Origin of the sequence: Mesorhizobium australicum, from assembly GCF_900177325.1 — a bacterium.
GTDB lineage: Bacteria > Pseudomonadota > Alphaproteobacteria > Rhizobiales > Rhizobiaceae > Mesorhizobium_A > Mesorhizobium_A australicum_A.
On record NZ_FXBL01000002.1, the window covers coordinates 14,263 to 36,791 of the forward strand.

A 22,529-nucleotide genomic window follows, 5' to 3' on the forward strand; every position below is an offset into this window, starting at 1 on the left:
TAGGGGATGCGTCAAGGCATCGCTGCCGGCTTTTGCTCCGCTGACGCCAATCCTGTCACGTTAGGATGAGCTTGGCGCCCGCAATGAAAAGCACAAGGGCGAGAATGTACCTGAGTGCTGTGTCGGGGAGGTAGCGACTGCCCGCGATAGCGCCGATCGTGCCGCCAGCGCCGACCGCGATCAGCCAGATCGGAAGCGCGGACGGCATAGAATCAAGGATCGCATAGGCGCCGGCAAGAGCTGCCGCCGAGTTAATGAGATTGTAGGCAGCCGTCACGGCTGCCGTGCTCCGCACGCTGACCCAGTCTCGGTCTTCTATGGCGAGAAACAGGCTCTGTTCGAGGTCAACCTCGACGTCCCCAAGAACCAGGTAACGGCACTGATCGGACCTTCGGGTTGTGGCAAATCGACATTTCTGCGCTGCCTTAACCGCATGAACGACACAATCGAGATTGCCAGCGTCGCAGGCAAGATCACGCTTGACGGCAATGACATCTACGACCCGTCGATCGACGTCGTGGAACTGCGCGCTCGCGTCGGCATGGTGTTTCAAAAGCCCAATCCGTTTCCGAAGTCGATCTACGAAAACGTTGCTTACGGCCCCAAAATTCATGGCCTTGCCAAGAGCAAGGCGGACTTCGACCGGATCGTGCAATCGAGCCTACAGCGTGCCGCGCTCTGGAACGAGGTCAGGGACCGGTTGCACGAGCCGGGAACGGGCCTGTCGGGTGGCCAGCAGCAGCGCCTCTGCATTGCCCGCGCGATCGCCGTGTCGCCGGAAGTTATTCTCATGGATGAGCCCTGCTCAGCCCTCGATCCGATCGCCACCGCCAAGGTCGAAGAGCTGATCGACGAATTGCGCGAGCACTACACGATCGTCATCGTCACCCATTCCATGCAGCAGGCCGCGCGCGTTTCTCAGCGTACCGCCATGTTCCACTTGGGTTATCTCGTTGAGCAAGGGGCGACGGACAAGATGTTCACCAGCCCCGACGACGAACGCACCCAAGCCTACATCACCGGACGCTTCGGTTGATGAGATCGCTGAGGCATCGAGTGAGGGCCATGACATGAACAACCACACAGTGGCGGCCTTTGACGAGGATCTCGATCATATCGATCGTCTCCTCCGCGAAATGGGGGAACTTGGCGCGACAATGGTTGGCGGGGCGACTGACGCGTTGCTTCAGATCGACCGGGCGCTCAGCCAGCGCGTGATTTCGGACGACGCGATCATGGACGCCAAGCAGCGTGAGCTCGATGATAGGGCAATCACCCTGATCGCAAAGAGGCAACCCATGGCGGACGATCTCCGGTCGGTCGTCGGCGCAATCCGCATGGCGACCGACCTGGAGCGCATCGGCGACCTCGCGAAGAACATTTCGAAGCGGGTGGAGGCCATCGGCCAAGGCCTGGCGCCGCGCCCGCTGTCCAGTTCGATCAACACGATGGCGTCTTTGGTTCTGGCACAGATTTCGGGTGTCGTTTCGCTCTACATTGCGCGTGACGCCAACGGGCTGCAGGCGCTGCGCGCCGACGACCAGAAAGTGGATGTTCAGTACACGTCGGTGTTTCGTGAGCTTCTAACCTACATGATGGAAGACCCACGCAACATCACGCCCTGCACACATCTGCTCTTTTGCGCAAAGAACCTCGAGCGCATCGGCGATCACGTCACCAATATCGCGGAAAATGCCTACTATGTCGTGACGGGTGCGCAACTTCCGGCCTACCGTCCGAAGATGGACGAAACCGTGATTGCGGCATCGTCTTGAGCAAGCCGCCGCGCCGATGATCGCTCCAAGGATCATGGTTGTGGAGGATGAGGAGCCGTTGGGGCTTCTGCTTCGCTACAATCTCGAAGCAGAGGGCTATCTGGTCGAGATCGTAGCCAGAGGTGACGAAGCCGCGATCCGGCTCAAGGAGAATGTGCCTGATCTGCTTGTCCTCGACTGGATGATACCCGCAATTTCAGGCATCGAACTATGTCGGCGTCTGCGCATGCAACCGGAAACCGAGCGCCTGCCGATCATCATGCTGACGGCGCGCGGCGAGGAGACCGATCGCGTGCGCGGCCTGTCGACCGGAGCGGACGACTTTATGGTGAAGCCGTTTTCGACACCGGAATTCGTCGCCCGCGTTCGTGCCCTCTTGCGCCGTGCCCGACCGGAAGTCCTGTCCAGCGTTCTGACCATGAAGGATCTGGTTCTAGACCGGGAGCAGCACCGGGTTTTCCGCAAGGGTCGCCCGTTGCATCTCGGTCCGACGGAATATCGCCTGCTCGAATTCCTGATGATGTCGCCAGGCCGGGTTTTTCCCGCGAGCAGCTGCTCGACAACGTCTGGGGCAACACCGTCTATGTCGACGAGCGAACAATCGACGTGCATGTCGGCCGGTTGCGCAAATCCCTTAACGCGGGACGGTACCCCGATCTGATCCGCACTGTTCGAGGAGCGGGCTATTCCCTTGGGTACGAATAGCCATCGGCAACTAGCATGAGCCGATGGACTTGCTTGCAATTGCGCCGCCGCTCACGTAAGACAATATAAATCTGGATTTGTCGATATATGGATAAGAACGCCGCCCTTTCCGCTCTATCCGGCCTCGGTCAAGACACCCGTCTTGAGATCTTCCGGCTGCTCGTACGGGCCGGCTCCGAAGGTGTGCCTGCCGGCGAAATCGCCTCACGACTGGGGGCCGTTCAGAACACCGTTTCCGCGCACCTGAAGGTACTCGACCATGCGGGTCTCATCCGGTCCGAGCGGGATGGCCGGGTAATTCGCTACAGAGCCGACATGATCGGCTTTCGCGATCTGCTCGCGTATCTGATGGAAGATTGTTGCAACGGCGCGCCGGAACTTTGTCGGCCTGTCATCACGGCTGTCACGTGTAACTGCTAGGAGGAGGCTCCAATGAGCGATCACATTTTCAACGTTCTGTTCATGTGCACGGGCAATTCCGCCCGCTCCATTATCGCCGAAGCAATCCTCAACCGGGTCGGCGCCGGGCGGTTCAAGGCCTTCTCTGCCGGTTCGCATCCCAAAGGCGAAATACATCCTTACGCCGCGCAACTGCTCAAGAGCCTCAACCACGACGTTTCGTCTGCCCGATCAAAGGATTGGAACGAGTTTGCCGCGCCGGGTGCGCCGCAACTCGATTTCGCCTTCACCCTTTGCGACGACGCGGCCAACGAAGCCTGTCCCGTCTGGCCCGGTCAGCCGATGACAGCGCATTGGGGGCTGCCGGATCCTGCCTCAGTGGAAGGCACGGAGGCGGAAAAGCACCTCGCCTTTGCTGACACCTACCGCATGCTCAACAATCGAATCTCGATCTTCATCAGCCTGCCGATGAAGAGCCTGGACAAGCTTGCCCTTCAGAAACGGCTGGACGAGATCGGGCGCGAATTGCCGAAGGCAGGTTAATAGACATCATGCCGGATCTCGCTCGCCGCCTGGTCTCGGAAGCCCTCGGTACCGCGATACTGGTGGCAACTGTTGTCGGCTCCGGCATCATGGCCGACCGGCTGACCGATGACGTGGCCCTGGCACTCCTGGGCAATACGATCCCGACGGGCGCGATTTTAGTGGTCCTGATCACCATACTGGGGCCGCTCTCGGGGGCGCATTTCAATCCGGCTGTGACTATGGTGTTTGCAATCAGGCGCGAGATCGAGCCGAACGCCGCAATCTCCTACATCTTTGCTCAGGTGATCGGAGGCATTGCCGGGACGTTCCTCGCGCACGCAATGTTTGAGCTTCCGATCATCCAGGTTTCGGAAACAGTCCGAAGCGGGTCGGGACAGTGGATTGCCGAAGCGGTCGCGGCGTTCGGTCTTCTGTTCACCATCCTTGCCGGCCGTCAGTTTCGTCCGGAGGCGATTCCATGGCTGGTCGGGCTCTATATCACTGCCGCCTACTGGTTCACGGTGTCGACCTCTTTCGCCAATCCGGCGGTCGCCGTCGCCCGGGCGTTCTCGAACACTTTTGCCGGCATTCGCCCAGGGGATCTCCCCGGCTTCATCGCGGGGGAAGTTATGGGCGCGTTGCTGGCGATGATCCTTGCCGGCTGGCTGCTCGCCGAACCCAAAGCAGCCGCGCAACCAACCAGCTCGAAATTGAAAGCTGCTGAATGACCATCACGATCTACCACAATCCCGAATGCGGCACCTCACGCAACACGCTCGCCATGATCCGCCAGTCCGGTGAAGAGCCGGAGGTCATCGAATATCTTAAAACGCCGCCGTCTCGCGAAAAACTCATCGAACTGATCGGCGCTATGGGGATCACGCCGCGAGAGCTTCTGCGCGAGAAGGGAACGCCCTATGGCGAACTCGGGCTTGGCGACCCCAAATGGACCGACGATGAATTGCTCGGCTTCATGCTTGCCCACCCGATCCTGATCAACCGGCCGGTCGTCGTCACCCCGCTTGCCGCCAGGCTTTGCCGGCCTTCGGAAGCGGTTCTCGACATCCTGCCGAATCCCGACATCGGACCTTTCACCAAGGACGATGGCGAAGTGGTCATCGACGCGCAGGGCCGCCGCGTTCTCTGACGAAGTTTATGGATATTTCTATAATTTTCGAAATTGTGGTTGACCGTTCGGATGCAGCTACCTACGTTATTTCGAGAAATCTCGAAATATATGGCGCGTTATCAAGGCCACAAAAGCAGCGCGAGTAGCCATGTCGAATGCAGAAATTCATGCAGCGGAAACGCTCCCCAATCTGATCGAGGAGCATTTCCTCCCAATCGACGAGCAGTCCCTGTTCGAGACGCTGCCCTCTCGCCATCCGCCGCGCGTGCTGATGCTTTATGGGTCGTTGCGGGAGCGTTCCTACTCCCGTCTCGTCACCGAAGAGGCCGCGCGGATATTGCGGCGGTTCGGCGCAGAGGTCCGCATCTTTAACCCTTCAGGACTACCCTTGCCGGATTCGACAGGCGCGGATCACCCCAAGGTGAAAGAACTTCGTGACCTTTCACTGTGGTCGGAGGCTCACGTCTGGTGTTCGCCGGAGCGCCACGGATCGATGACCGGCATCATGAAGGCCCAGATCGACTGGCTGCCGCTTTCGCAAGGCGGTGTGCGCCCTACACAGGGGCGGACACTTGCGGTCATGCAGGTGTCCGGCGGCTCGCAGAGCTTCAATGCGGTCAATCAGCTGCGTGTACTCGGTCGCTGGATGCGGATGTTTACGATCCCCAACCAATCCTCGGTTGCAAAAGCCTTCGCCGAATTCGACGAAGCTGGGCGGATGCAGCCATCGCCCTACTACGATCGCATCGTGGACGTGATGGAGGAACTGATGAAGTTTACACTCCTCCTGCGGGATCGCTCCGCTTATCTCACCGACCGCTATTCCGAACGCGTCGAAAGCGCCGAGCATGTCGCTAAGCGTGTCAATCAGCGATCGATTTGAGGGTCATTTCGATGATGATCGAAATTGCGTTGACGGCCCGAGAACCTTGGCCTAACGTATTTCGATGAAACTCGAAAAAGCCGCAAAGCAACTCGAAGCGCTCGGCAATACGACAAGGCTTGAACTCTATCGGGTTCTCGTACGTGCCGGCGACGCGGGTCGCCCCGTCGGATATCTTCAGGAGAAGCTCGGCATAGCCGCCTCGACGCTGTCGCATCACTTGCACCGGCTTATCCTGACGGGGCTGGTGACCCAAGAGCGTCAGGCGACAACGCTCATTTGCCGTGCCAACTATCCTGTCATGCAGGATTTGCTGGGCTTCCTGGCGGATGAATGCTGCGCCGACGCCGGCTGTGCCGGAAGCTCCGTCGAACCAGAAGCAGCGGCATGAGTTTTTTTGCCGTTTAATTCGATATTACTAGAATTAATAAAGGAGCAGATCATGACAGAAACAGCGCTCCCCGTCGCGGTGATCGGTGGCGGACCCGTAGGCCTGGCTGCTGCAGCACATCTGCGCTCTCGAGGTCTGCCAGTTAAGGTCTATGAAGCAGGGACCTCGGTCGGGACGAATATCCGCGATTGGGGCCATGTCCGGGTGTTCACGCCCTGGCGCTACTGTGTCGATCCCGCGGCCACGAAGCTGCTTGAGCGCCAGGGCTGGCGCCTGCCGTCGGCTGATGTCTTTCCGACTGGAAGCGACATCGTTGCCAATTACCTCGAACCGCTCGCGGCCACGCCGGAACTCGCCGAAGTGGTCGAAACGGGCGCTCGCGTCACTGCGATCTCCCGGCAGGGGCTCGACAAGGTTGTAAATCGCGGACGCGAACAACGTCCCTTCGTCCTTCTGGTCAAAACGGCGGAGGGGGTGCGTCGCGAGCTGGCAAAGGCCGTGATCGATGCCTCCGGCACCTGGGCAAATCCCAATCCTCTTGGGGCAAGCGGATTGCCGGCCACGGGCGAGGCAGAGTTCGTGGATCGAATTGCTTACGGCATTCCTGAGGTGCTCGGCCGGGATCGCGCGCTTTATGCCGGAAAGGCAACGCTTGTCGTGGGCGCGGGGCACTCGGCAGCAAATGCTTTGCTGGATCTCGTCCGTCTGGCGAAAACCGATCCGGCTACAAGGGCAATTTGGGCGACACGCAGCACCAACCTTGTTCGCATCTATGGCGGTGGTGATGCTGACCAGTTGCCGGCGCGTGGCGAACTCGGCGCGGAGACACGAAATCTTGTCGAGAGCGGGCAAGTCCCGCTGTTATCCGGTTTCGCGATCACAAGCATCCAAGAGGTGGAAGGCAGGATTGTGGTGGGCGGCGAGACGGCCGAAGGACCGCGGACGATCGGCCCCGTCGACCGGATCATCGCCGCGACGGGACAGCGCCCTGATCTGTTGCTCACGCGCGAGCTGCGGCTTGACCTCGATCCCTGGTTGGAAAGCACCAGGGCGCTCGGGCCACTTATCGATCCGAACGAACATTCCTGCGGCTCCGTGCCGCCGCATGGCCATCGTGAACTCACCCATCTTGAACCGGGTTTCTTCACGGTCGGCATCAAGAGTTATGGCCGCGCGCCGACTTTCCTTCTCCTCACAGGTTACGAGCAAGTTCGCTCTATTGCCGCTGCACTTGCCGGCGACAGGGCGGCTGCCGACAACGTTCAACTCGTCCTGCCGGAGACCGGCGTCTGCACCACAACATTCTCGGTGGAAGGTGCCGAAGGGGTGGGATGTTGTGGTGGTCCTGCCCCAAAAGCCGCCGATGCCTGCTGTCTCGCGGATTCAGTGGCCAAGGGCGAAGGCAATATTGGATGCGGCTGCGGGGTCGCAGCGTGACTGTGGCTGCCACGGATCCGTTTTCCGCAACCGAAAAGGCTCCACGTCTGCGCAGCATCATTCCCGTTCTCGGCGTGACGCAGATCCTCGCCTGGGGCTCGTCGTATTATCTCCTCGCCGTGCTGGCCAAACCAATCGCCGGTGATACCGGCTGGTCGTTAGCGTGGATCGTTGGTGGCCTGTCGCTTGGTCTGCTTGTCGCTGGCATCGTTTCGCCGCGGGTCGGCGATAGCATCCAGCGTTTTGGCGGTCGTCTTGTCCTGGCTACGAGCGCTGTCTTTCTTGCTCTTGGACTCATCGGACTGGCGTTGTCGCCCAACCTGCCGCTCTACATTGTCTCTTGGCTGGTGCTTGGCGTCGGCATGGGTGCCGGCCTCTACGACGCCGCCTTCGCGACGCTCGGGCGTCTTTATGGCCAACGAGCGCGCACAGCCATCGCGACCCTCACCCTGTTCGGCGGCTTTGCTAGTACCGTCTGCTGGCCGCTCTCGGCCATGCTTGTTTCCGAATTTGGCTGGCGTAACGCGTGCCTGATCTATGCTGCCATACACCTCGCTATCCTGTTGCCGCTATACATCTTCGCTCTTCCCAAGGAGCGGAAGCGGGACATCTACGGAAACATACCTGCTACACTTGAAGAAGGCAGCGCGGTCAGTGGGCGGATGCCCACAGGATCGAGATTGTTGTTCGTACTGATCGCTCTGGTCATCACCGTCAGCTCGATGATCTCCGCGCTGATCTCCGTCCATCTTTTGACCATCCTGCAGGCGCGTGAAATTGCCCTTGCAGCCGCAGTCGCGCTTGGCGCGGTAGTGGGTCCTGCGCAGGTCGGAGCCCGCGCCATCGAAATGGCGATCAGCCGGTTCCATCATCCGATCTGGACGAAGCTCGCTTCGACCGTTTTCGTCGCAACGGGCGTCGGGTTGCTTTGGTCAGAATTCCCGATCATTGCGGCCGCGCTAATTTTCTATGGTGCGGGCATCGGCATCGAGTCGATCGCGCGCGGCACGCTGCCGCTCGCCGTGTTCGGCGAGCACCCTTACGCCTCGATCATGGGCCGGATCGCCATGCCGAGCTTGGTCATGCAGGCAGCCTCGCCGTCGCTCGGTGCGCTGCTGATCGATGTTTTCGGGGCTGACGGTGCACTTGCTGCGTTGCTTGCGATCGCCGTCGTCAATGTGGCGCTGGTGTCGGCCCTCTACCTGATCTTGCTGACGCACGGGCACGTCTAGCGCTCATGACGCGTCAGTAGGCGTCGAAGAGCGCGGATCGATCAGCACTCGCAACTAGGCCCGCGTCGGTCGTGGCGACTCCACCCGGAGGGCGCTCAATCGCCGTCGGCGAGCTCGGTTTGCGCAAGACGACGAGGAGGGGACGCTATCTGGCGTGGGGGATCAGGAGGGACTCACTGAAGCCGTATTCCTCTGGCACGTGATAACTCCCCTGTCGGGAACCGGCAGTAGACATGGTGAATTACACGTGGGCCATTTGTCGCCGGGTTCCGAAGCGCTGGTCTGTTAAGGAGTTTTGACTATAGAGTGTGGCAGGCGTCGATTTGCCATGATCGCGCTGGTGGGGGCTAGGGAAGGTCATTGCAATGGCATCGGCACAACAACTCATCGGGCTCGTGAAGAGCCACGCCGAAGGTGATGAGGGGCGATTTTTCGACCTCGCCATGCAGCTTGCTGCAGCTGAGGAACAGAAGGGTCATGCCCGGCTGCATTGTCAGCCGAAGGAGGCCGTACTATGACTCTGCACCAATCGTTGCTTGCTGAGGCCATTGCCCTGACTTTCAAACAGGCCCTGCGCGAACGAGAGTTCAAAGTTGCGGAGCTGATCCTGAAAGCCTTGGAACGCCTGAATGCCAGCTGCCCTTGCGAGGAGGTGCTCACAGAAGCCGTTCTACTGATCGACGATGGCTCGCGACGTCGGCCGAAGCGCTCGGCACATTGACCCGCTGCGAGCAAGAAGGACGGCACCTCAGCCATGGTGGTGCTCCGCCCCTCCGCCACAGCCGCTCGACAGATTCCACACCTCAACGAGCTTCTCGCCGCTGAAGCGGCGCTCGCGGATCAGGAACTTGCCGAGTCCGCCATAGACGCGCCAGCGCCAGCATTGGCAACAGCACGGCCCCTTCTCGTCCGAGTTGTCCATCGCATATTGGTAGGCCTCCTGCTCGTCGGGCGAGAGAGCCACGTCGAAATAGCTCATCGCCTTTTGCGCGGCACCCGCAGCGATGTCGTATGGGTCCGGCGGGATCTCTGGGATGGAGGCATATTTCTTGAGCGCCTCCATCTGCTCGCCATAGCGATGCCTGTCCATGGGCGAGCAGCAGGAGCCTTGCAGCCGCGCCACCGTCGACATCTTGGCGATTGAATCGGTGAACGCGGGCGAGCAGGTGCTGTTGCCGTGCTTGCTCAGGAACTCGAAGCGCTCGTCGAGGGTCTGCTGCCCGGCAGCCTCGGCAAGCCGGGGCATGCCCGAGTTCAGTGCGAAGAAACCCAGTGCGATCGAAAACTCTCTGCGGGAAAGATTGCATCCGCATCCCACGTGCCTGGTCAGTTTCATGCTCCTTTCTTCAGCCGATGCGCGTGAACATCGGGAAGTTCTCCAGCAGCCAGAACGAAAAAGCCGACATCTGCCCGGTGATCATCGCGAGGCCCATGACCACCATGATCCCGCCGGCGGCGAACTGCAGCATCCAGCCCGCTCGGCGCATCGCTTTCAGCCGCCTGGCAAGACCGTCGCTGAACAGGGCGGCGAGCAGGAACGATATGCCAAGGCCGAGCGAATAAATGGCAAGCAACGCAATACCCTGGCCGACAGTGGCAGATGCCGCGCCGACCGTCAGGATCGCGCCAAGGATCGGCCCGATGCACGGAGTCCAGCCGAAGGCGAAAGCAAGCCCGAGAACATAGGCCGATGCCGCATGTCCGCCCGGCAGGTTCGTGTGAAGCCGCATCTCGCGCATCATCCAGGACGGACGAAGGAGGCCGGTGAGGAACAGCCCGAACAGGATGACGATCGCACCGCCGACAAGATTGAGCTCGACGCGGTAGTTGAGAAGCATTTGACCCAGCGCCGTCGCGCTTGCTCCGAGGGCAATGAATACCGTCGAGAATCCGAGCACGAAGCAGAGGCTGAGACCCATTGCCGGCAAGCTCAGCGCGAACGTGCTATCGGTCGCCACGGCGGTTGGTTTCCGGCCGGCGACATAGGATACGTATCCCGGAACGAGCGGCAGTACGCAGGGCGACAGGAACGAGAGGATGCCTGCCACGAAGGCAGTAAGCACGCCGATGTTGGAAATCTCGAGCATTCCTAAGACCAGTTCCTTTTACACATCCGATACTATTTCGCCTGCTCGATAAGCTGCGTCAGGGTCGCGAGGGGCACGGCGCCGCCCAAAATTTGATCGCCCGCGATAAATACCGGCGTGCCGGTGATGCCGAGATCCTGGGCAAGCTGCAGATTGCGATCGACGGTGTCCCGGATCGCGGTACCTTCCATATCCGTCTTCAGCCGCTCGACATCGAGACCCACGTTCGCAGCGACCTTGAGAACGACCGCCTCGGTGATCCTGCTCTTCACCTCGAAAAGAGCCTTGTGAAATTTTGCGTAGCCTCCCTGCAGGTTCGCGGCGAGCGCCGCTTTGGCGGCGAAAACGGAATCCGGGCCGAGGATCGGAAATTCCTTGTAGGCGATCCGCAGTTGCGGGTCGGCAGCCACGGCCTGCTCCATCACCGGCATCATCTGGCGGCAATAAGGGCAGTTGTAGTCGAAAAACTCGACCAACGTGACGCTACCCTCGACATTGCCGCCAACCGGGCTCGCAGGATCGCGAAAGATTTCCTCCGCACGCGCCGTCAATGCTGCCTTGGCGGCATCCTCCTGGGCCTGCTTCTGGCGCGCGTCATAGGCCTGCAGTGCTTCGACCACGGCTTCGGGATGAGCGAGGAGGTAGTCGCGAACCCGCTGCTCGAACTCTTCCTTAGGCATGCTGTCCGCGATCGACTGCTGCTGCCCAGCGAAAAGGCTCAGCAGGAGGGCGAGTGCGAACCAGATAACTGTTCGCGGATGTGTGCGTCTGCTTTTCATGGAGTGCTCCTCGAGATTTTGACTTATCCAGCTTCCGTGCTCCGGCGGGTCGATCGGCCGAACTGCCCGTCACCCACTCCACAGCCAGTCCCACCAACTCCGCATACCGTGCTCGTGAGGGTGTCCGACATCGTTGGTGAGCGCGTTGACAAAAGTGACGAGGTTGACGGGATCGTAGTTGAGACCGTGGAAATTCGCCTTCCATCGGCCGTCCTTGTCGATGACGTGCGTGACGATGCCGTGCATCTGCAGGCCGTCGTCGGTCTTACTGAACTTGTGGCCGAAGGCTTCCGCCAGCTTGCGAGTTGTGTCCTCCGGCTGATCCGGCGTCGTGGTCAGGAACAGCCAGTTCGCAATGTCGAGTCCATGCCCGGTCGCGTAATCGCTTAGAACCTGGGGCGTGTCGTTCGACGGATCGGTCGTGATTGTCACGAACCTTACCCGGTCCTTCATGGGCGTATCGTTTACCATCGCCTTGATCTGCGCGAGCCGCTCGGTGTGCAGTGGGCAGACGTCGGGGCAGGACGTGTAGATAAAATGCAGGATCAAGATCTTGCCGCGAAGGTCCGCCAGCTGGATCGCACGGCCATCGGATGATCGCAGCTTGAAATCCAGCGCCGGCTTGTCGATGACCTGGAAATACTTCTCCTTGTCGCCGAGCATCGCGTCGACTTCGTCGAGCGAGTGGGCTTGCGCCACGGGTGCGACTGCCGCCATCAGCGCAAGGATGGCGATCCAGATGGTGAAGAGGCGCATCAAACCTCCGAGCGTGGCGGGCCTACCGAGGGGCGCACCGATTTCACTTCAATCACGGCTTGGTCGCAGTTCCCTGGAATTAGGTTCAGCCGGCCCGACCTGCTCGACAGACTCTTTCGATACAGCGTCGGCCGAGCACTGCTTGCCGGCCATCCGGCTCGCGCAAAGGCTGAGCGCGCACATCGCGGCACAGGGCAGAACTGCGAGAATGAGCGGCGCGATTCCGCCGGCCACCAGCCAACCCCAGCCGAACGCAAGACCGGCGACGGAGATGACGGCGGCCAGCACGGCCGGACCGCGCCAGCCGCGAAGGTGGTAGCGAATGGCATGGGAAATATCGCGGCCGAGCGAAGTATCTGACGTTCGGAAGAGTTTTGCTGTGGTCATGTCTCACTCCTTTATTTGGTAGCGATGCGATCGCGGATGAACGCCACGACCTCGGGAGAGTCCCATTCGGCCGGGCCGATCACCCGGCCGATCTCACGCCCCTCACGGTCGATCAGAAGCGTGAGCGGCAAGCCGACGGCGCCGAGGGCGAACATCGCCTTGCTTGACGTGTCGATGTTGAGGGCGAGGTGCTTGACGCCGATCTCGTCAAAGAACTTCCTCACGACTTCCGGTCCCTTGCGATCCACCGACAGCGCGACGACCTCGAAATCCACACCGCCAAGTTCAGCCTGCAGCCGGTCGAGCGTCGGCATCTCCTTGCGGTACGGGGCGCACCACGTCGCCCAGATGTTGAGCAGCACGATCTTTCCCGAAAAATCTGCGAGCGTTTTTGGCTGTCCGTCAGCATTCTGGAACGAGATTTCCGGCACCGGCTGCGGCGTGGCATGGCTGGCAAAGTTGGCCGGAGGCTCGGTGGCTGACGCCTGGATCAAAGCGAGCAACATACCGAACAAAGCGAGAGCCAACGTCTTCATGGCTGCCGTTCCTTTGCTTCGATCCTCAGGCGCTCGACGAGCGGCAGAATGGTCTCGTTGAGTTCCTGTTCCGACACCGCGCCGATGCGTTTGTAAACAATGTGTCCATCGGCACTCACCACGAAAGTTTCCGGCACGCCGTAGACTCCCCAGTCGATGGCGACGCGACCGTTCAGGCCTGCGCCGGTCCGCGTGTAGGGGTCGCCCATCGTGTCGAGCCATTGCGCGGCATCGTCGGGTCGGTCTTTATAGTTGAGCCCATGCAACGGCACCTTTCCGCTCGCCGCCAATTGCATGAATACGGGATGTTCCTCGCGGCAGGCGACGCACCAGGAAGCGAAGACGTTGACCAGCGAGACTTCGTGACGGAGGTCGCCGCTCGACAACCCCAGTGTGCGGCCCTTGACCGGCGGCAGGCTGAACTCCGGGACGGCCTTGCCGATCAGCGCCGAGGGAATGTCGGCTGCGTTGCGCGTAAGCCCCCATCCTAGCAGGCCTGCAAGCACGGCGAAAAACGTCACCGGCAAGAGGACGACCAGTCGGCGCCCGACGACGCGGTTGACGGCTGTCGGTTCCACATCAGCTTGAATCTTGCCGCCGGTGGTCATCGGACGCCCATACGAGTGGACCAGCGCCCGGTCAGCACGTACCGGCCGAAGGCCGCGATCGCGAGCAACAGGAGCACCGCGACGAGGGGCAGGCCTATAGACAGGATACCCATCGCGAGCCAGGCATTGAAGCCGCACTCGAAGATGTCTTTACCCATCATCGCGTCCTCATTCGGTTGAGTAGACGGCAGGTGCCTTGCCGTCCTTGGTGACTTCGTAAATCGTGAACGGCTCGGTTTTCCCGCCGGCTATGCCGGGAGAGCCCATCGGCATGCCGGGGAGAGCGATGCCGGCGATGTCGGGGCGCTCGGAGAGCAGCTTTTGAACAGCCTTCACGGGAACGTGCCCATCGACGACATGGCCGTCGATGAACATCGTATGACAGCCCTGGAAGTTCGCGGGGACGCCCGCCTTGCTGCTGATCCAGGCGAGGTCAATCGTCAGCTTGACCTCGATTTCGAAGCCGTTCTTCCGGAGATAGTGGGCGTAACCGTCACAGCAGTTGCACTGCGGGTTCTTCACAGAGCGTCGCCTTGTGCGCCTCCTCGGACTGGGCAGACGAGAGCCCTGCGCGCGCGCCGGCTCAGCAGTGAGGCGGATTTCCTGAGGCGCCGCACCTCGCGCCGGCACCGACCGCAGCGGTGCCGCATGCGCCAGTCCGGCTCCCGCCAGAAGCAGGCTCCAGCGCGACACGGGATAGCTGAAATCAATACTCACGTTCGACCCTTCCGATCATCGTGGATGCGGAACGCGCCGTCGGCCTTCGACTCTCGGGAACACTCCTCCGATCAGGAAGAGTGCAAAGACGCGTTCTTTCGCTCGGCTAAGCTGCGTCAGGCAGCAGCCGGAGCGTCAGACGATGTCGGTGGTTCGGGGAGGACCGGGATTAGCAGGCGGCTCTGTGCCGTGAAGCGACGGATAGAGCACCGTGAAGAAGATCGGCACTTCACCGATCGCCATGGGCTCTGCCTGCGGAAGTACGGCAAGGACCGGAGTTACGCAGCCGCTGATGCAGATCATAGCTTTGCCGCTGCCGCCGTCCGCCGGCAGACACGCCTTGCAGTCGCCATTGCCCATCGCGCTCATATCGAACGCCATTTTTGCCGCCATGTCGGAAGCCTGGACATAAGACGAAGCGATTCCTGCCGTCACGAATATGGCGAGGAACAAAACGAAGACTTGTCGAACCGACCAGTGTCTCATAGCTGACCAAAGATCGCCTTAAACTGTGCCGAAAACAAGTCTGCTTGAGTGCATTGCAACTTCACGTCATCGTCATCGGAAGATTGTGGAAACGACGTTCGTCGGGACGCAATTTTGCGGGCTCCGCTGGTTTGGATAGGTTGCTATGCATGGTGTCCACTATTCTGCCGCGAGCTTGAGTTCGCCCGGCATCGTCTGAGGTTGGCTCTCGGCCACAGCCCGTTCGGGCAGTCGCCAACCCTTCACGATGCCGTAGACCGCCGGGATCACGACGAGCGTCAAAATCGTCGAGGAGATCATGCCGCCGATCATCGGCACGGCGATGCGCTGCATGACTTCGGAGCCGGTACCGGTGCTCCACAGGATCGGCAACAATCCGGCCATGATGGCGACGACCGTCATCATCTTCGGCCGAACACGCTCGACCGCGCCGACCATGATCGCCTTGTGCAGATCGGCCCTGGTCAGATGCCTTCGATGATGCTCGGCTTGCTCCTTTGTTTCGTTCCATGCGTTCTCGAGATAGATCAGCATGATGACTCCGGTCTCCGCCGCAACCCCCGCCAGCGCGATGAAGCCGACGGCGACCGCGACAGAAGTGTTGAAGCCAAGCCACCACATCATCCAGATGCCGCCGACCAGCGCGAACGGCAGCGACAGCATGACGATAAGCGTCTCTGTGAGCGCCCTGAAGTTGAGGTAGAGCAGCAGGAAGATCAGCGCCAGCGTCAGCGGCACGACGATCTTCAGGCGCGCCTCGGCGCGCTGCAGATACTCGAACTGCCCGCTCCAGGCGACGGAATACCCCGGAGGCAATTTGACCTCGGCGGCGACCGCCTGTTGTGCCTCGCTGACATAGCCGCCAAGGTCTCGTCCGGCGATGTCGACGAAGATGTAAACCGCGAGCTGCCCGTTCTCGGTGCGGATCGAGGTCGCGCCGCGTGTCAGTTCGACCTTGGCGACCTCGCCGAGCGGGACGGAGCCGCCATCCGGCAGCGCGATCTGCACTTCGCGCGCGATTGCGTCGGGATCGCTACGGGAGGCCCGTGGATAGCGGATTGCGACGCCATACCTTTCGCGGCCCTCGACCGTCGAGGTGATCGTTTCGGCGCCGAGCGCCATCGAGATCACGTCCTGGACGTCACCGATGGACAGGCCGTAGCGGCCAAGCGCCATGCGATCTGGCACGATGTCGAGGTAATAGCCGCCAATCACCCGCTCGGCATAGGCGCTGGACGTGCCGGGCACCGCCCTGAGCACCGCCTCGATCTGACGTGCGACCTTTTCCATCTCGGAAAGATCGGTGCCATAGACCTTCACGCCGACTGGCGTGCGAATGCCGGTCGACAGCATGTCGATGCGCGCGCGGATCGGCATCGTCCACGCGTTCGAGACGCCGGGAAACTGTAGCGCCGCGTCCATCTCGGCCTTCAGGCTGTCCGTCGTCACGCCCGGCCGCCACTCCGATTTCGGCTTGAGATTGATGATCGTCTCGAACATCTCCGTCGGCGCCGGGTCGGTCGCGGTCTGTGCGCGTCCTGCCTTGCCGAAGACGGACTCGACTTCAGGGAACGACTTGATGATGCGGTCCTGCATCTGCATCAGTTCGGCGGCCTTGGTCACCGACAGGCCCGGCAAAGTCGTTGGCATGTACATCAGCGTGCCCTCATCGAGATTCGGCATGAACTCGCTGCCGAGCTGGCGCGCCGGCCAGACGGTCGCGACCAAAGCGGCGATGGCGAGCAGGATCGTGAAAGTCTTGGCTTTCAGCACACCTGATATGATCGGCCGATAGAGACCGATCAGCAGCCGGTTAAGCGGGTTCTTGTGCTCCGGAATGATCCGGCCGCGCACGAACACGACCATCAAAGCCGGCACCAGCGTCACCGACAGCAGCGCCGCCGCTGCCATCGCGAATGTCTTGGTGAAGGCGAGCGGCCCGAACAGCCTGCCTTCCTGGCTTTCCAGCGTGAAGATTGGCAGGAACGAAACCGTGATGATCAGCAGGCTGAAGAACAGCGCGGGTCCAACCTCGGCTGCGGCATCGATTAGCACCTGGATGCGTGGCTTTTCGGGGTGCGCCCGTTCAAGATGTTTATGGGCATTCTCGATCATGACGATCGCGGCGTCGATCATTGCGCCGATTGCGATCGCGATGCCGCCGAGGCTCATGATGTTGGACCCCAGCCCGAGCACCTTCATGGCTGCGAAGGCCATGAGGATGCCGACCGGCAGCATGATGATGGCGACCAGCGCGCTTCTCACGTGCAGCAGGAAGACGATCGTGACCAGCGCCACGACGATGCTCTCCTCGACCAGCGTCGACTTCAGCGTTTCGATCGCGGCGTCGATCAGCTTCGAGCGGTCGTAGACCGGAACGATCTCGGTATCCTCGGGCAGGCTTTTGCCGATCTCGGCGAGCTTCTCTTTGGCATTGTCGATGACGGTCAGCGCATTGGCGCCGACGCGCTGCAGCACGATGCCGCTCGCGACCTCGCCCTCGCCATTGAGCTCGGCGATGCCGCGCCGCTCGTCTGCCACGATCTCGACCGAGGCGACGTCACCCAAGCGCAGCGGCACGCCACCGCTCGACTTCAGGGCGATACTCTCGATGTCGGCGGTGCTTTTCAGATAGCCGCGCCCGCGCACCATGAACTCGAACTCGGAGATTTCGACCGTGCGGCCGCCGGTGTCCATGTTGCTGGCGCGGACCGCTTCGCTGATTTCCGAAAGCGTCACGCCCTGGGCCCGCATCCGCGACGGATCGACTACGATCGAGTATTGCTTGACGAAGCCGCCGACGCTGGCGACCTCCGAAACGCCCTCGGCCTTTGATGCGGCAAAGCGGATGACCCAATCCTGCAGGGATCTGAGTTCGGCGAGCGAGAGTTCTTTGGCAACGACCGCGTACTGATAAACCCAGCCGACGCCGGTGGCATCCGGTCCAAGCGCCGGCGTAACGCCGTCCGGCAGCCGGCTGGCCGCGGCATTCAGATATTCGAGCACGCGGCTGCGCGCCCAGTAAGGATCTGTGCCGTCCTCGAAGATCACATAGACGAAGGATACGCCGAAGAAGGAAAAGCCGCGCACGACCTTCGACTTCGGTACCGTCAGCATCGATGTCGTCAGCGGATACGTGACCTGATCCTCGACGACCTGCGGTGCCTGGCCCGGATAGTCGGTGAGCACGATAACCTGGACGTCGGAGAGGTCCGGTATGGCGTCGAGTGGCAGTGTTCGTAGCGCGTAGACACCCGCGGCCGAGGCCAGCACAGTGGCGAAGAAGATCAGAACAAGGTTGCGCGCCGACCAGGCGATGAGATTGCTGATCATGGCTGCGCTTCCGGCGTGAGTGCGGATAGCGCGGCTTTCAGATTGCTTTCGGCGTCGATCAGGAAATTGGCTGAAACGACGACGCGGTCACCTTCGGCGATGCCCTCCGTGATTTCGCGCATGCCGTCGCCGCGCATGCCGATTTTGACATCGCGCGGCTCAAAGCGGCCTTCACCCTTGTCGACGATCACGATCTGGCGCGCGCCCGTGTCGATGACGGCGCCGTCAGGGACCGTCACGACCGGCTCGGTCGCGCCGGTTGCGATCTCGACCTCGGCATACATGTTCGCCATCAGCAGCCGATCGGGATTGGGCAGTTCGATGCGCAGCCGCGCGGTGCGCGTCTGGCCCTGGATTTCAGGGTAGATCAGGCTGACCTTGCCCTCAAACACCTTGCCCGGCAGGCTGCGAATGCGGACAGCTGCCTTGTCCCCGACCCGAACCGAGCTCAACTCGTATTCCGGCACGTCCGCCACCACCCAAACGACTGAGACATCGGCGATCCGGAACAGCGTTTCTCCTGCTTCGGCCATCATCCCGTCGACGGCCATCCGTTCGAGGACGACGCCACGTCGCGGGGCTGTCAGCGTAACCGATATCGGCACTTTTTTCGTCTTCTCGATTTCCTCGATTGCCTTGGCCGGGACGGCGAGATTTTCAAGGCGCTGGAAGCTGCCGCTGGCAGCCTTGCGTCCGCCCCCGCTTTTCAGGTCGGCAGCGTAGAGCGCTCCGGCAGCCGCGACTTCTTTGGCATAGAAGCGTACGAGTGGCTGACCCTGCTCAATTGAGTCTCCAGTTGTGATGGCCGCCACCTCCTCCAGGAAGGCCTCGGTGCGGATGGACACGACGCTGACGCGGCGTTCATCCAGGACGATTGTGCCCGGCACTCGGACGGGGCGCGAGATGGCGCTTTTCGCCGCCAGCGCGGTCTTGACGCCGGAGCGCTGAAGCCTCCCAGCCGAAACCTTCACGACCGACGCATCGTCGGCCTCGCCCTCGTACACGGGGATGTAGTCCATCCCCATCGAGTCTTTCTTCGGGACTGGCGATGTATCCGGTAGCCCCATCGGGTTGCGATAGAAGAGGATCGGCCGCTCGCCCGATGCGATGCTCGCTGCATCATTCTTCGCACCTTTGTTTTCCGTGCCTCCTGGCACGGACACGGCGTCAAAACTCACGTCCTCGCTGGCGTGGACGGCGACGAACTCACGTCCGTCCGCCGTGCGCTTCGGTGTTGCCGAATAGGCTGGCTCGCCGTCTGGATGCCGGTAATAAACGATCGGATCACTGGCGGCGGGCGGAGTCGCAGTCGGCTCCGGCTCGCCGCCCAGTGCCCGCTCCACGAAAGTTCCCGCCATACGGGAAATGTCCGTCGCGGAAAGGTCATGCTGCCCAACCCAGTACCCGCCGGCGCCAGCGGCCGAAAGGGCCGCAAGGACGATGATGCGTGCGATCGCGCCCATCATTGCACCGCCTTCAACACCAGCTTGCTTTGCACCGTCTCGGCTTCCCCCTGGACCTTCGCGGCAAGCGACAATTGCCACCCGCCCGCCATCATCAGGTTCGTCTTGAAGCGATAGACGCCGGGCTGGTCGGAAGGCATTGCCTCGACCGAGGTGGTCATCGCCTCCATGCCGTCCGGAGCCATGTCCATGCGGATGGCGAAGATGACGGCATTTTCTACAGGAGCCCCCGTTCCCTTATCGAACAGCTTGACAGCGACGATCACTTGGTCGCCCGCTTTGACTTCGTTTTCTACGAGTTCAAACTCATAGTCTTGGGAAGCGGCTCTGGCGGCCGGGGCCGCAAGGATGAATGCGAGCGCCAGCGGCGCGGTGCGCAGAAAAAAATTCGATATCATTGTTTCATGGTCCGACTGTCATTGGGCCGCGCAACGCGCGGTTCGTGCATGGCAAGCACCATGCGACTTGGCCCGCGGGACGCTGGCCGCGCGGGTTCAGGCGCTTTGAAGCGCCTCTAACAGTCAGGCTTTGGGTGGTCTTGGCGGCGGCTCGCCAACCAACGACGTGGGGAGCGTGTCCGGACCATTCTGAAATTGGTCTTCGATCAGATGCCGAACAATGAGCGCCGGCGTTTCGGAAACTGAAACGCTGATGAAACTCACGCACAAAACAGCCACGGGACAGTCCTTGGCGCAGTCCGGAACGGCAGGTTGGTCATCGGGACAGCAGGGCATGCCGTCAGGCATCGCCGCCGTGGTCTGCGCGGCAAAGACCGGCGCTGCGGAGGCCGCAGCCATAGGTCCGAGCACCAGCCCGAAAAGGGCCAGCGCCAGAAGCAGGCGGCTACCGAATGACCAAGATTTCATCTGCCTGAAGATGTCATAGCTCGGAAAAAAAGGCCACTCACTTCGTCGAGGTTGCAGGGACCGGCGATCATTCCTGCAAAACTTGCGGGCCGGAAAAGCGTAACACATCGGTTCTTGCTACTTCTAAAACGCGCCTCACTAAAAAAGTCCGTTCACGGTAGGATGGTGACGTTTCCCTCCGTCTCTTCGAAGGGTTTCGTGGCTACTTTCCGACATGCTGGAAAACGGTAGAACTGCCATCAACACTTAAAGCTAGAACATCATAGCTAGCTTTCGGGTCATTTCCCATACCTAGTGAGCCCTTTGGCATGCCCGGAACCGCCAATCCCGCGATAGCGGGTCTCTCGGCGAGCAGCCGTGCGATCGCATCGAGCGGGACATGCCCTTCCACGAAATACCCCTCGACGAGCGCGGTGTGGCAGCCCTGCAGATCATCGGGGATGCCGAGGGATTTCTTCAGGGGAAGAAGGTCGTCGCCGTCCTTCAACGTCACCTTGTACCCGGCCTGGCGCAGCGCCGACGCCCACGCCCCGCAGCACCCGCACCACGGATTCTTGTGAACCTCGACCGCGGGCTTCGCCGCCGCATGAGCTCCGGTGGCCGCCGTCATCATCAGCAACAGCAACGTTCGTCTGTTCATGGGACTGAACCTTTCTTCAGCGCGCGTCGGGCTCGATAAGGCCCTGACGCAGATTGGACGATAATGAAGGCGCATCGATGGCTGTGCGCAGCCGGGCGGGCTCCCTCCATCGGGGACGGTACGCGATGTCGAGCGGTATCCGCCGGCCGCTGAGCGATACGCCCTTCTTTACGGTCCAGCCCCCTGATCGGCGGCCCTTCGGAACGCGGCCGAGCAGCGCCAGCGACACGACCACCGTGGCGCCGAGCGCCTTTGAAAGCGATTCCAGGCGCCGCGCGACATTCACCGCATCTCCGAAGACCGTGAATTCATCATGGCTGCCGCTGTCCAGAACACCGCCGATCACCATGCCGTAGTGAAGGCCGATCCCGGCCTCAAAGGCACCGCTGCCGGCAACAGAACGCCATGCCAGCAGCTTTTCGCTGAGAGCGACCGCGCAGCGCAGCGCCCGTTCGGCATCATCGTCCTTAGCCGCCGGCTGCCCGAAGACAGCCATGACGCCGTCCCCCATGAACTTATCAACCGTGCCTCCGTGAGCGAACACGGTACCGGCGACAAGCTGCCGGTACCCTGTCAGGACCTGCGCGAGCTCTGCGGGCGGGGCATGCTCGGCGTAGCTTGTGAAATCCCGAAGGTCTACGAACATGATGGCGGCCGGCCGCCGCTGGAGCGCGAGCCGGTGCCCGTCTTCCTGCAGGTCGGCGACCACGAGTGGTGAAAAGAACCGGGCCAGATTGTGCCGCCACCGGTCAATCCGGCGCGCCTCCCGCCGGGTGCGCTGATGGTCCAATGCGAGAAGGTATGACGACAGCGCCGTCAGCCCGAAGGTCAGCACCAGGCCGAAATCAAGGCTCAGGAACACGTCCCAGAACGCGCCCCGCGCCAGCTGCTCGTGACGCCACGCCATTACCGCGAGCATGCCCGTCCAGCCGGACAGAACCAGACCGGAAAACAGGCCGATCAGCCGCGCCTGCAGCGTCATGCCGACATGGCTGAGAAACAGGAACGGTATGACAAGGCTCGCGGTCGTCAGCCCATGCGGCCCGGTCACGGGCGCGCCGATGATATGCTCGTAAAGGATCACCGTCACAAAAAGCGCGTCCAGCGCAATCCAAAGCGTGCCGTGTCCAGCCGGGCGCAGGCGCCAGAGAGACAGACCTGCGAGCCCCAGACAGGCCAGCAGGTAAAGCGCCAAGGCCGGCGCGAAGACCAGAAGTCCGTGTCCGCTGCCGGCAAAAACCAGCGCGATCGCGGCAAGGATCGCCGCGATCCGTAGCAGCAGCGACATCATGCGCAGATCGTCCGCCAGCACCTGCGCGATGCCGCGCATATTTGAAAGCAGCTGCCTCAGATTGGCGAGGTGAAGATAGGCCAGCATGGGGGTCCGTGAGGCAG

The 22,529-nt window shown here is 61.4% G+C and carries 29 protein-coding genes and 1 pseudogene; 13 read left to right on the top strand and 17 right to left on the bottom strand.

Going from position 1 to position 22,529, the window contains the following annotated elements; all coding sequences use genetic code 11:
• Positions 1-55: 55 nt before the first annotated feature.
• Positions 56-277 (bottom strand): hypothetical protein, encoded by a 222-nt coding sequence (locus B9Z03_RS00175; RefSeq protein WP_085462385.1) that lies wholly within the window; start codon positions 275-277, stop codon positions 56-58.
• Between B9Z03_RS00175 and pstB the strand changes: the two genes are divergently transcribed.
• From pstB to B9Z03_RS00235, 13 genes and pseudogenes are all read left to right on the top strand, one after another.
• Positions 260-1,036 carry a phosphate ABC transporter ATP-binding protein PstB gene (pstB, locus tag B9Z03_RS00180; protein ID WP_432416977.1) on the top strand — a complete coding sequence of 259 codons (777 nt, stop codon included), beginning with the start codon at positions 260-262 and terminating at the stop codon, positions 1,034-1,036. The genes B9Z03_RS00175 and pstB overlap by 18 nt on opposite strands.
• A 34-nt stretch (positions 1,037-1,070) precedes the next feature.
• Entirely contained in the window at positions 1,071-1,775 is a 705-nt protein-coding gene (gene phoU, locus B9Z03_RS00185) for a phosphate signaling complex protein PhoU (RefSeq protein WP_085462387.1), read from the top strand.
• A 16-nt stretch (positions 1,776-1,791) separates the two neighbouring features.
• A pseudogene (gene phoB / locus B9Z03_RS00190) lies at positions 1,792-2,480 on the top strand (phosphate regulon transcriptional regulator PhoB).
• Positions 2,481-2,567: 87 nt separating this feature from the next.
• Positions 2,568-2,900 carry an ArsR/SmtB family transcription factor gene (locus tag B9Z03_RS00195; protein ID WP_085462388.1) on the top strand — a complete coding sequence of 111 codons (333 nt, stop codon included), beginning with the start codon at positions 2,568-2,570 and terminating at the stop codon, positions 2,898-2,900.
• Positions 2,901-2,912: 12 nt separating this feature from the next.
• Positions 2,913-3,422, top strand: coding sequence for an arsenate reductase ArsC (locus B9Z03_RS00200; protein ID WP_085462389.1), 510 nt, complete (start codon positions 2,913-2,915; stop codon positions 3,420-3,422).
• 8 nt (positions 3,423-3,430) lie between these two features.
• Positions 3,431-4,132, top strand: a complete 702-nt coding sequence (locus tag B9Z03_RS00205) for an aquaporin (protein ID WP_085462390.1) — start codon at positions 3,431-3,433, stop codon at positions 4,130-4,132.
• The gene (gene arsC / locus B9Z03_RS00210; protein ID WP_085462391.1) at positions 4,129-4,551 is read left to right on the top strand and encodes an arsenate reductase (glutaredoxin); all 423 of its coding nucleotides are present in this window, start codon (positions 4,129-4,131) and stop codon (positions 4,549-4,551) included. Before B9Z03_RS00205 ends, arsC begins: the two co-directional genes overlap by 4 nt.
• Before the next feature lie 130 nt (positions 4,552-4,681).
• Positions 4,682-5,416, top strand: a complete 735-nt coding sequence (arsH, locus tag B9Z03_RS00215; RefSeq protein ID WP_085462392.1) for an arsenical resistance protein ArsH — start codon at positions 4,682-4,684, stop codon at positions 5,414-5,416.
• Between the two features lie 64 nt (positions 5,417-5,480).
• Positions 5,481-5,807 (top strand): ArsR/SmtB family transcription factor, encoded by a 327-nt coding sequence (locus B9Z03_RS00220; protein ID WP_085462393.1) that lies wholly within the window; start codon positions 5,481-5,483, stop codon positions 5,805-5,807.
• Positions 5,808-5,858: 51 nt separating this feature from the next.
• Positions 5,859-7,244, top strand: coding sequence for an NAD(P)-binding domain-containing protein (locus tag B9Z03_RS00225; RefSeq protein WP_085462394.1), 1,386 nt, complete (start codon positions 5,859-5,861; stop codon positions 7,242-7,244).
• Positions 7,245-7,246: 2 nt separating this feature from the next.
• Positions 7,247-8,476 carry an MFS transporter gene (locus B9Z03_RS00230; protein ID WP_244561599.1) on the top strand — a complete coding sequence of 410 codons (1,230 nt, stop codon included), beginning with the start codon at positions 7,247-7,249 and terminating at the stop codon, positions 8,474-8,476.
• Between the two features lie 365 nt (positions 8,477-8,841).
• Positions 8,842-8,994 (top strand): hypothetical protein, encoded by a 153-nt coding sequence (locus B9Z03_RS29180; protein ID WP_244561600.1) that lies wholly within the window; start codon positions 8,842-8,844, stop codon positions 8,992-8,994.
• A complete protein-coding gene (locus B9Z03_RS00235) occupies positions 8,991-9,197 on the top strand; it encodes a hypothetical protein (protein WP_085462396.1) in 207 nt (68 codons plus the stop codon). The genes B9Z03_RS29180 and B9Z03_RS00235 overlap by 4 nt, the downstream gene beginning before the upstream one ends.
• Positions 9,198-9,224: 27 nt before the next feature.
• On the opposite strand, the gene B9Z03_RS00240 is transcribed toward B9Z03_RS00235, so the two are convergent.
• From B9Z03_RS00240 to B9Z03_RS00305, 16 genes are all read right to left on the bottom strand, one after another.
• Positions 9,225-9,812: a hypothetical protein gene (locus B9Z03_RS00240; RefSeq protein WP_176247373.1), complete on the bottom strand. Its 588-nt coding sequence runs from the start codon at positions 9,810-9,812 to the stop codon at positions 9,225-9,227.
• Between the two features lie 10 nt (positions 9,813-9,822).
• Positions 9,823-10,563, bottom strand: a complete 741-nt coding sequence (locus tag B9Z03_RS00245) for a cytochrome c biogenesis CcdA family protein (protein WP_085462397.1) — start codon at positions 10,561-10,563, stop codon at positions 9,823-9,825.
• Between the two features lie 32 nt (positions 10,564-10,595).
• A complete protein-coding gene (locus B9Z03_RS00250) occupies positions 10,596-11,342 on the bottom strand; it encodes a DsbA family protein (RefSeq protein WP_085462398.1) in 747 nt (248 codons plus the stop codon).
• A gap of 69 nt (positions 11,343-11,411) precedes the next feature.
• Positions 11,412-12,098 (bottom strand): SCO family protein, encoded by a 687-nt coding sequence (locus tag B9Z03_RS00255; RefSeq protein ID WP_085462399.1) that lies wholly within the window; start codon positions 12,096-12,098, stop codon positions 11,412-11,414.
• A 48-nt stretch (positions 12,099-12,146) separates the two neighbouring features.
• The gene (locus B9Z03_RS00260) at positions 12,147-12,485 is read right to left on the bottom strand and encodes a hypothetical protein (RefSeq protein ID WP_139832100.1); all 339 of its coding nucleotides are present in this window, start codon (positions 12,483-12,485) and stop codon (positions 12,147-12,149) included.
• A gap of 11 nt (positions 12,486-12,496) precedes the next feature.
• A complete protein-coding gene (locus B9Z03_RS00265; RefSeq protein ID WP_085462400.1) occupies positions 12,497-13,021 on the bottom strand; it encodes a TlpA family protein disulfide reductase in 525 nt (174 codons plus the stop codon).
• A complete protein-coding gene (locus B9Z03_RS00270; protein WP_085462401.1) occupies positions 13,018-13,629 on the bottom strand; it encodes a DsbE family thiol:disulfide interchange protein in 612 nt (203 codons plus the stop codon). The genes B9Z03_RS00265 and B9Z03_RS00270 overlap by 4 nt, the downstream gene beginning before the upstream one ends.
• Positions 13,626-13,790 (bottom strand): hypothetical protein, encoded by a 165-nt coding sequence (locus B9Z03_RS29655; RefSeq protein WP_176247374.1) that lies wholly within the window; start codon positions 13,788-13,790, stop codon positions 13,626-13,628. The genes B9Z03_RS00270 and B9Z03_RS29655 overlap by 4 nt, the downstream gene beginning before the upstream one ends.
• 7 nt (positions 13,791-13,797) lie before the next feature.
• Positions 13,798-14,151 (bottom strand): DUF411 domain-containing protein, encoded by a 354-nt coding sequence (locus tag B9Z03_RS00275; RefSeq protein WP_244561601.1) that lies wholly within the window; start codon positions 14,149-14,151, stop codon positions 13,798-13,800.
• Positions 14,152-14,481: 330 nt separating this feature from the next.
• Positions 14,482-14,739 carry a hypothetical protein gene (locus tag B9Z03_RS00280; RefSeq protein WP_176247375.1) on the bottom strand — a complete coding sequence of 86 codons (258 nt, stop codon included), beginning with the start codon at positions 14,737-14,739 and terminating at the stop codon, positions 14,482-14,484.
• Positions 14,740-14,991: 252 nt separating this feature from the next.
• Complete coding sequence (locus B9Z03_RS00285; RefSeq protein WP_085462403.1) at positions 14,992-18,165, bottom strand: efflux RND transporter permease subunit; 3,174 nt, start codon at positions 18,163-18,165, stop codon at positions 14,992-14,994.
• Positions 18,162-19,631 (bottom strand): efflux RND transporter periplasmic adaptor subunit, encoded by a 1,470-nt coding sequence (locus B9Z03_RS00290; protein ID WP_432416972.1) that lies wholly within the window; start codon positions 19,629-19,631, stop codon positions 18,162-18,164. The genes B9Z03_RS00285 and B9Z03_RS00290 overlap by 4 nt, the downstream gene beginning before the upstream one ends.
• Positions 19,628-20,026: a FixH family protein gene (locus B9Z03_RS00295; protein WP_085462404.1), complete on the bottom strand. Its 399-nt coding sequence runs from the start codon at positions 20,024-20,026 to the stop codon at positions 19,628-19,630. Before B9Z03_RS00295 ends, B9Z03_RS00290 begins: the two co-directional genes overlap by 4 nt.
• 123 nt (positions 20,027-20,149) lie before the next feature.
• Positions 20,150-20,602: a hypothetical protein gene (locus B9Z03_RS29185; protein ID WP_176247376.1), complete on the bottom strand. Its 453-nt coding sequence runs from the start codon at positions 20,600-20,602 to the stop codon at positions 20,150-20,152.
• Between the two features lie 94 nt (positions 20,603-20,696).
• Positions 20,697-21,134 (bottom strand): DUF411 domain-containing protein, encoded by a 438-nt coding sequence (locus B9Z03_RS00300; RefSeq protein ID WP_085462405.1) that lies wholly within the window; start codon positions 21,132-21,134, stop codon positions 20,697-20,699.
• 16 nt (positions 21,135-21,150) lie between these two features.
• On the bottom strand, positions 21,151-22,512 hold the full coding sequence (locus tag B9Z03_RS00305) for an adenylate/guanylate cyclase domain-containing protein (protein ID WP_139832102.1): 1,362 nt from the start codon (positions 22,510-22,512) through the stop codon (positions 21,151-21,153).
• Between the last annotated feature and the right edge of the window lie 17 nt (positions 22,513-22,529).

What these genes read in the sequence shown, in the direction of transcription:
- B9Z03_RS00205 (WP_085462390.1), top strand. Translation starts at nt 3,431, where the DNA reads ATGCCGGATCTCGCTCGCCGCCTGGTCTCGGAAGCCCTCGGTACCGCG.
- B9Z03_RS00280 (WP_176247375.1), bottom strand. Translation starts at nt 14,739, where the DNA reads ATGGCGGCAAAAATGGCGTTCGATATGAGCGCGATGGGCAATGGCGAC.
- B9Z03_RS00265 (WP_085462400.1), bottom strand. Translation starts at nt 13,021, where the DNA reads ATGAAGACGTTGGCTCTCGCTTTGTTCGGTATGTTGCTCGCTTTGATC.
- arsH (WP_085462392.1), top strand. Translation starts at nt 4,682, where the DNA reads ATGTCGAATGCAGAAATTCATGCAGCGGAAACGCTCCCCAATCTGATC.
- B9Z03_RS00290 (WP_432416972.1), bottom strand. Translation starts at nt 19,631, where the DNA reads ATGATGGGCGCGATCGCACGCATCATCGTCCTTGCGGCCCTTTCGGCC.
- B9Z03_RS00285 (WP_085462403.1), bottom strand. Translation starts at nt 18,165, where the DNA reads ATGATCAGCAATCTCATCGCCTGGTCGGCGCGCAACCTTGTTCTGATC.
- B9Z03_RS00240 (WP_176247373.1), bottom strand. Translation starts at nt 9,812, where the DNA reads ATGAAACTGACCAGGCACGTGGGATGCGGATGCAATCTTTCCCGCAGA.
- B9Z03_RS00220 (WP_085462393.1), top strand. Translation starts at nt 5,481, where the DNA reads ATGAAACTCGAAAAAGCCGCAAAGCAACTCGAAGCGCTCGGCAATACG.
- B9Z03_RS00300 (WP_085462405.1), bottom strand. Translation starts at nt 21,134, where the DNA reads ATGAACAGACGAACGTTGCTGTTGCTGATGATGACGGCGGCCACCGGA.
- B9Z03_RS00295 (WP_085462404.1), bottom strand. Translation starts at nt 20,026, where the DNA reads ATGATATCGAATTTTTTTCTGCGCACCGCGCCGCTGGCGCTCGCATTC.
- B9Z03_RS00200 (WP_085462389.1), top strand. Translation starts at nt 2,913, where the DNA reads ATGAGCGATCACATTTTCAACGTTCTGTTCATGTGCACGGGCAATTCC.
- B9Z03_RS29185 (WP_176247376.1), bottom strand. Translation starts at nt 20,602, where the DNA reads ATGTGTTACGCTTTTCCGGCCCGCAAGTTTTGCAGGAATGATCGCCGG.
- arsC (WP_085462391.1), top strand. Translation starts at nt 4,129, where the DNA reads ATGACCATCACGATCTACCACAATCCCGAATGCGGCACCTCACGCAAC.
- B9Z03_RS00195 (WP_085462388.1), top strand. Translation starts at nt 2,568, where the DNA reads ATGGATAAGAACGCCGCCCTTTCCGCTCTATCCGGCCTCGGTCAAGAC.
- B9Z03_RS00255 (WP_085462399.1), bottom strand. Translation starts at nt 12,098, where the DNA reads ATGCGCCTCTTCACCATCTGGATCGCCATCCTTGCGCTGATGGCGGCA.
- B9Z03_RS00245 (WP_085462397.1), bottom strand. Translation starts at nt 10,563, where the DNA reads ATGCTCGAGATTTCCAACATCGGCGTGCTTACTGCCTTCGTGGCAGGC.
- B9Z03_RS00225 (WP_085462394.1), top strand. Translation starts at nt 5,859, where the DNA reads ATGACAGAAACAGCGCTCCCCGTCGCGGTGATCGGTGGCGGACCCGTA.
- B9Z03_RS00250 (WP_085462398.1), bottom strand. Translation starts at nt 11,342, where the DNA reads ATGAAAAGCAGACGCACACATCCGCGAACAGTTATCTGGTTCGCACTC.
- B9Z03_RS00270 (WP_085462401.1), bottom strand. Translation starts at nt 13,629, where the DNA reads ATGACCACCGGCGGCAAGATTCAAGCTGATGTGGAACCGACAGCCGTC.
- B9Z03_RS29655 (WP_176247374.1), bottom strand. Translation starts at nt 13,790, where the DNA reads ATGATGGGTAAAGACATCTTCGAGTGCGGCTTCAATGCCTGGCTCGCG.
- B9Z03_RS29180 (WP_244561600.1), top strand. Translation starts at nt 8,842, where the DNA reads ATGGCATCGGCACAACAACTCATCGGGCTCGTGAAGAGCCACGCCGAA.
- B9Z03_RS00235 (WP_085462396.1), top strand. Translation starts at nt 8,991, where the DNA reads ATGACTCTGCACCAATCGTTGCTTGCTGAGGCCATTGCCCTGACTTTC.
- phoU (WP_085462387.1), top strand. Translation starts at nt 1,071, where the DNA reads ATGAACAACCACACAGTGGCGGCCTTTGACGAGGATCTCGATCATATC.
- B9Z03_RS00305 (WP_139832102.1), bottom strand. Translation starts at nt 22,512, where the DNA reads ATGCTGGCCTATCTTCACCTCGCCAATCTGAGGCAGCTGCTTTCAAAT.
- B9Z03_RS00260 (WP_139832100.1), bottom strand. Translation starts at nt 12,485, where the DNA reads ATGACCACAGCAAAACTCTTCCGAACGTCAGATACTTCGCTCGGCCGC.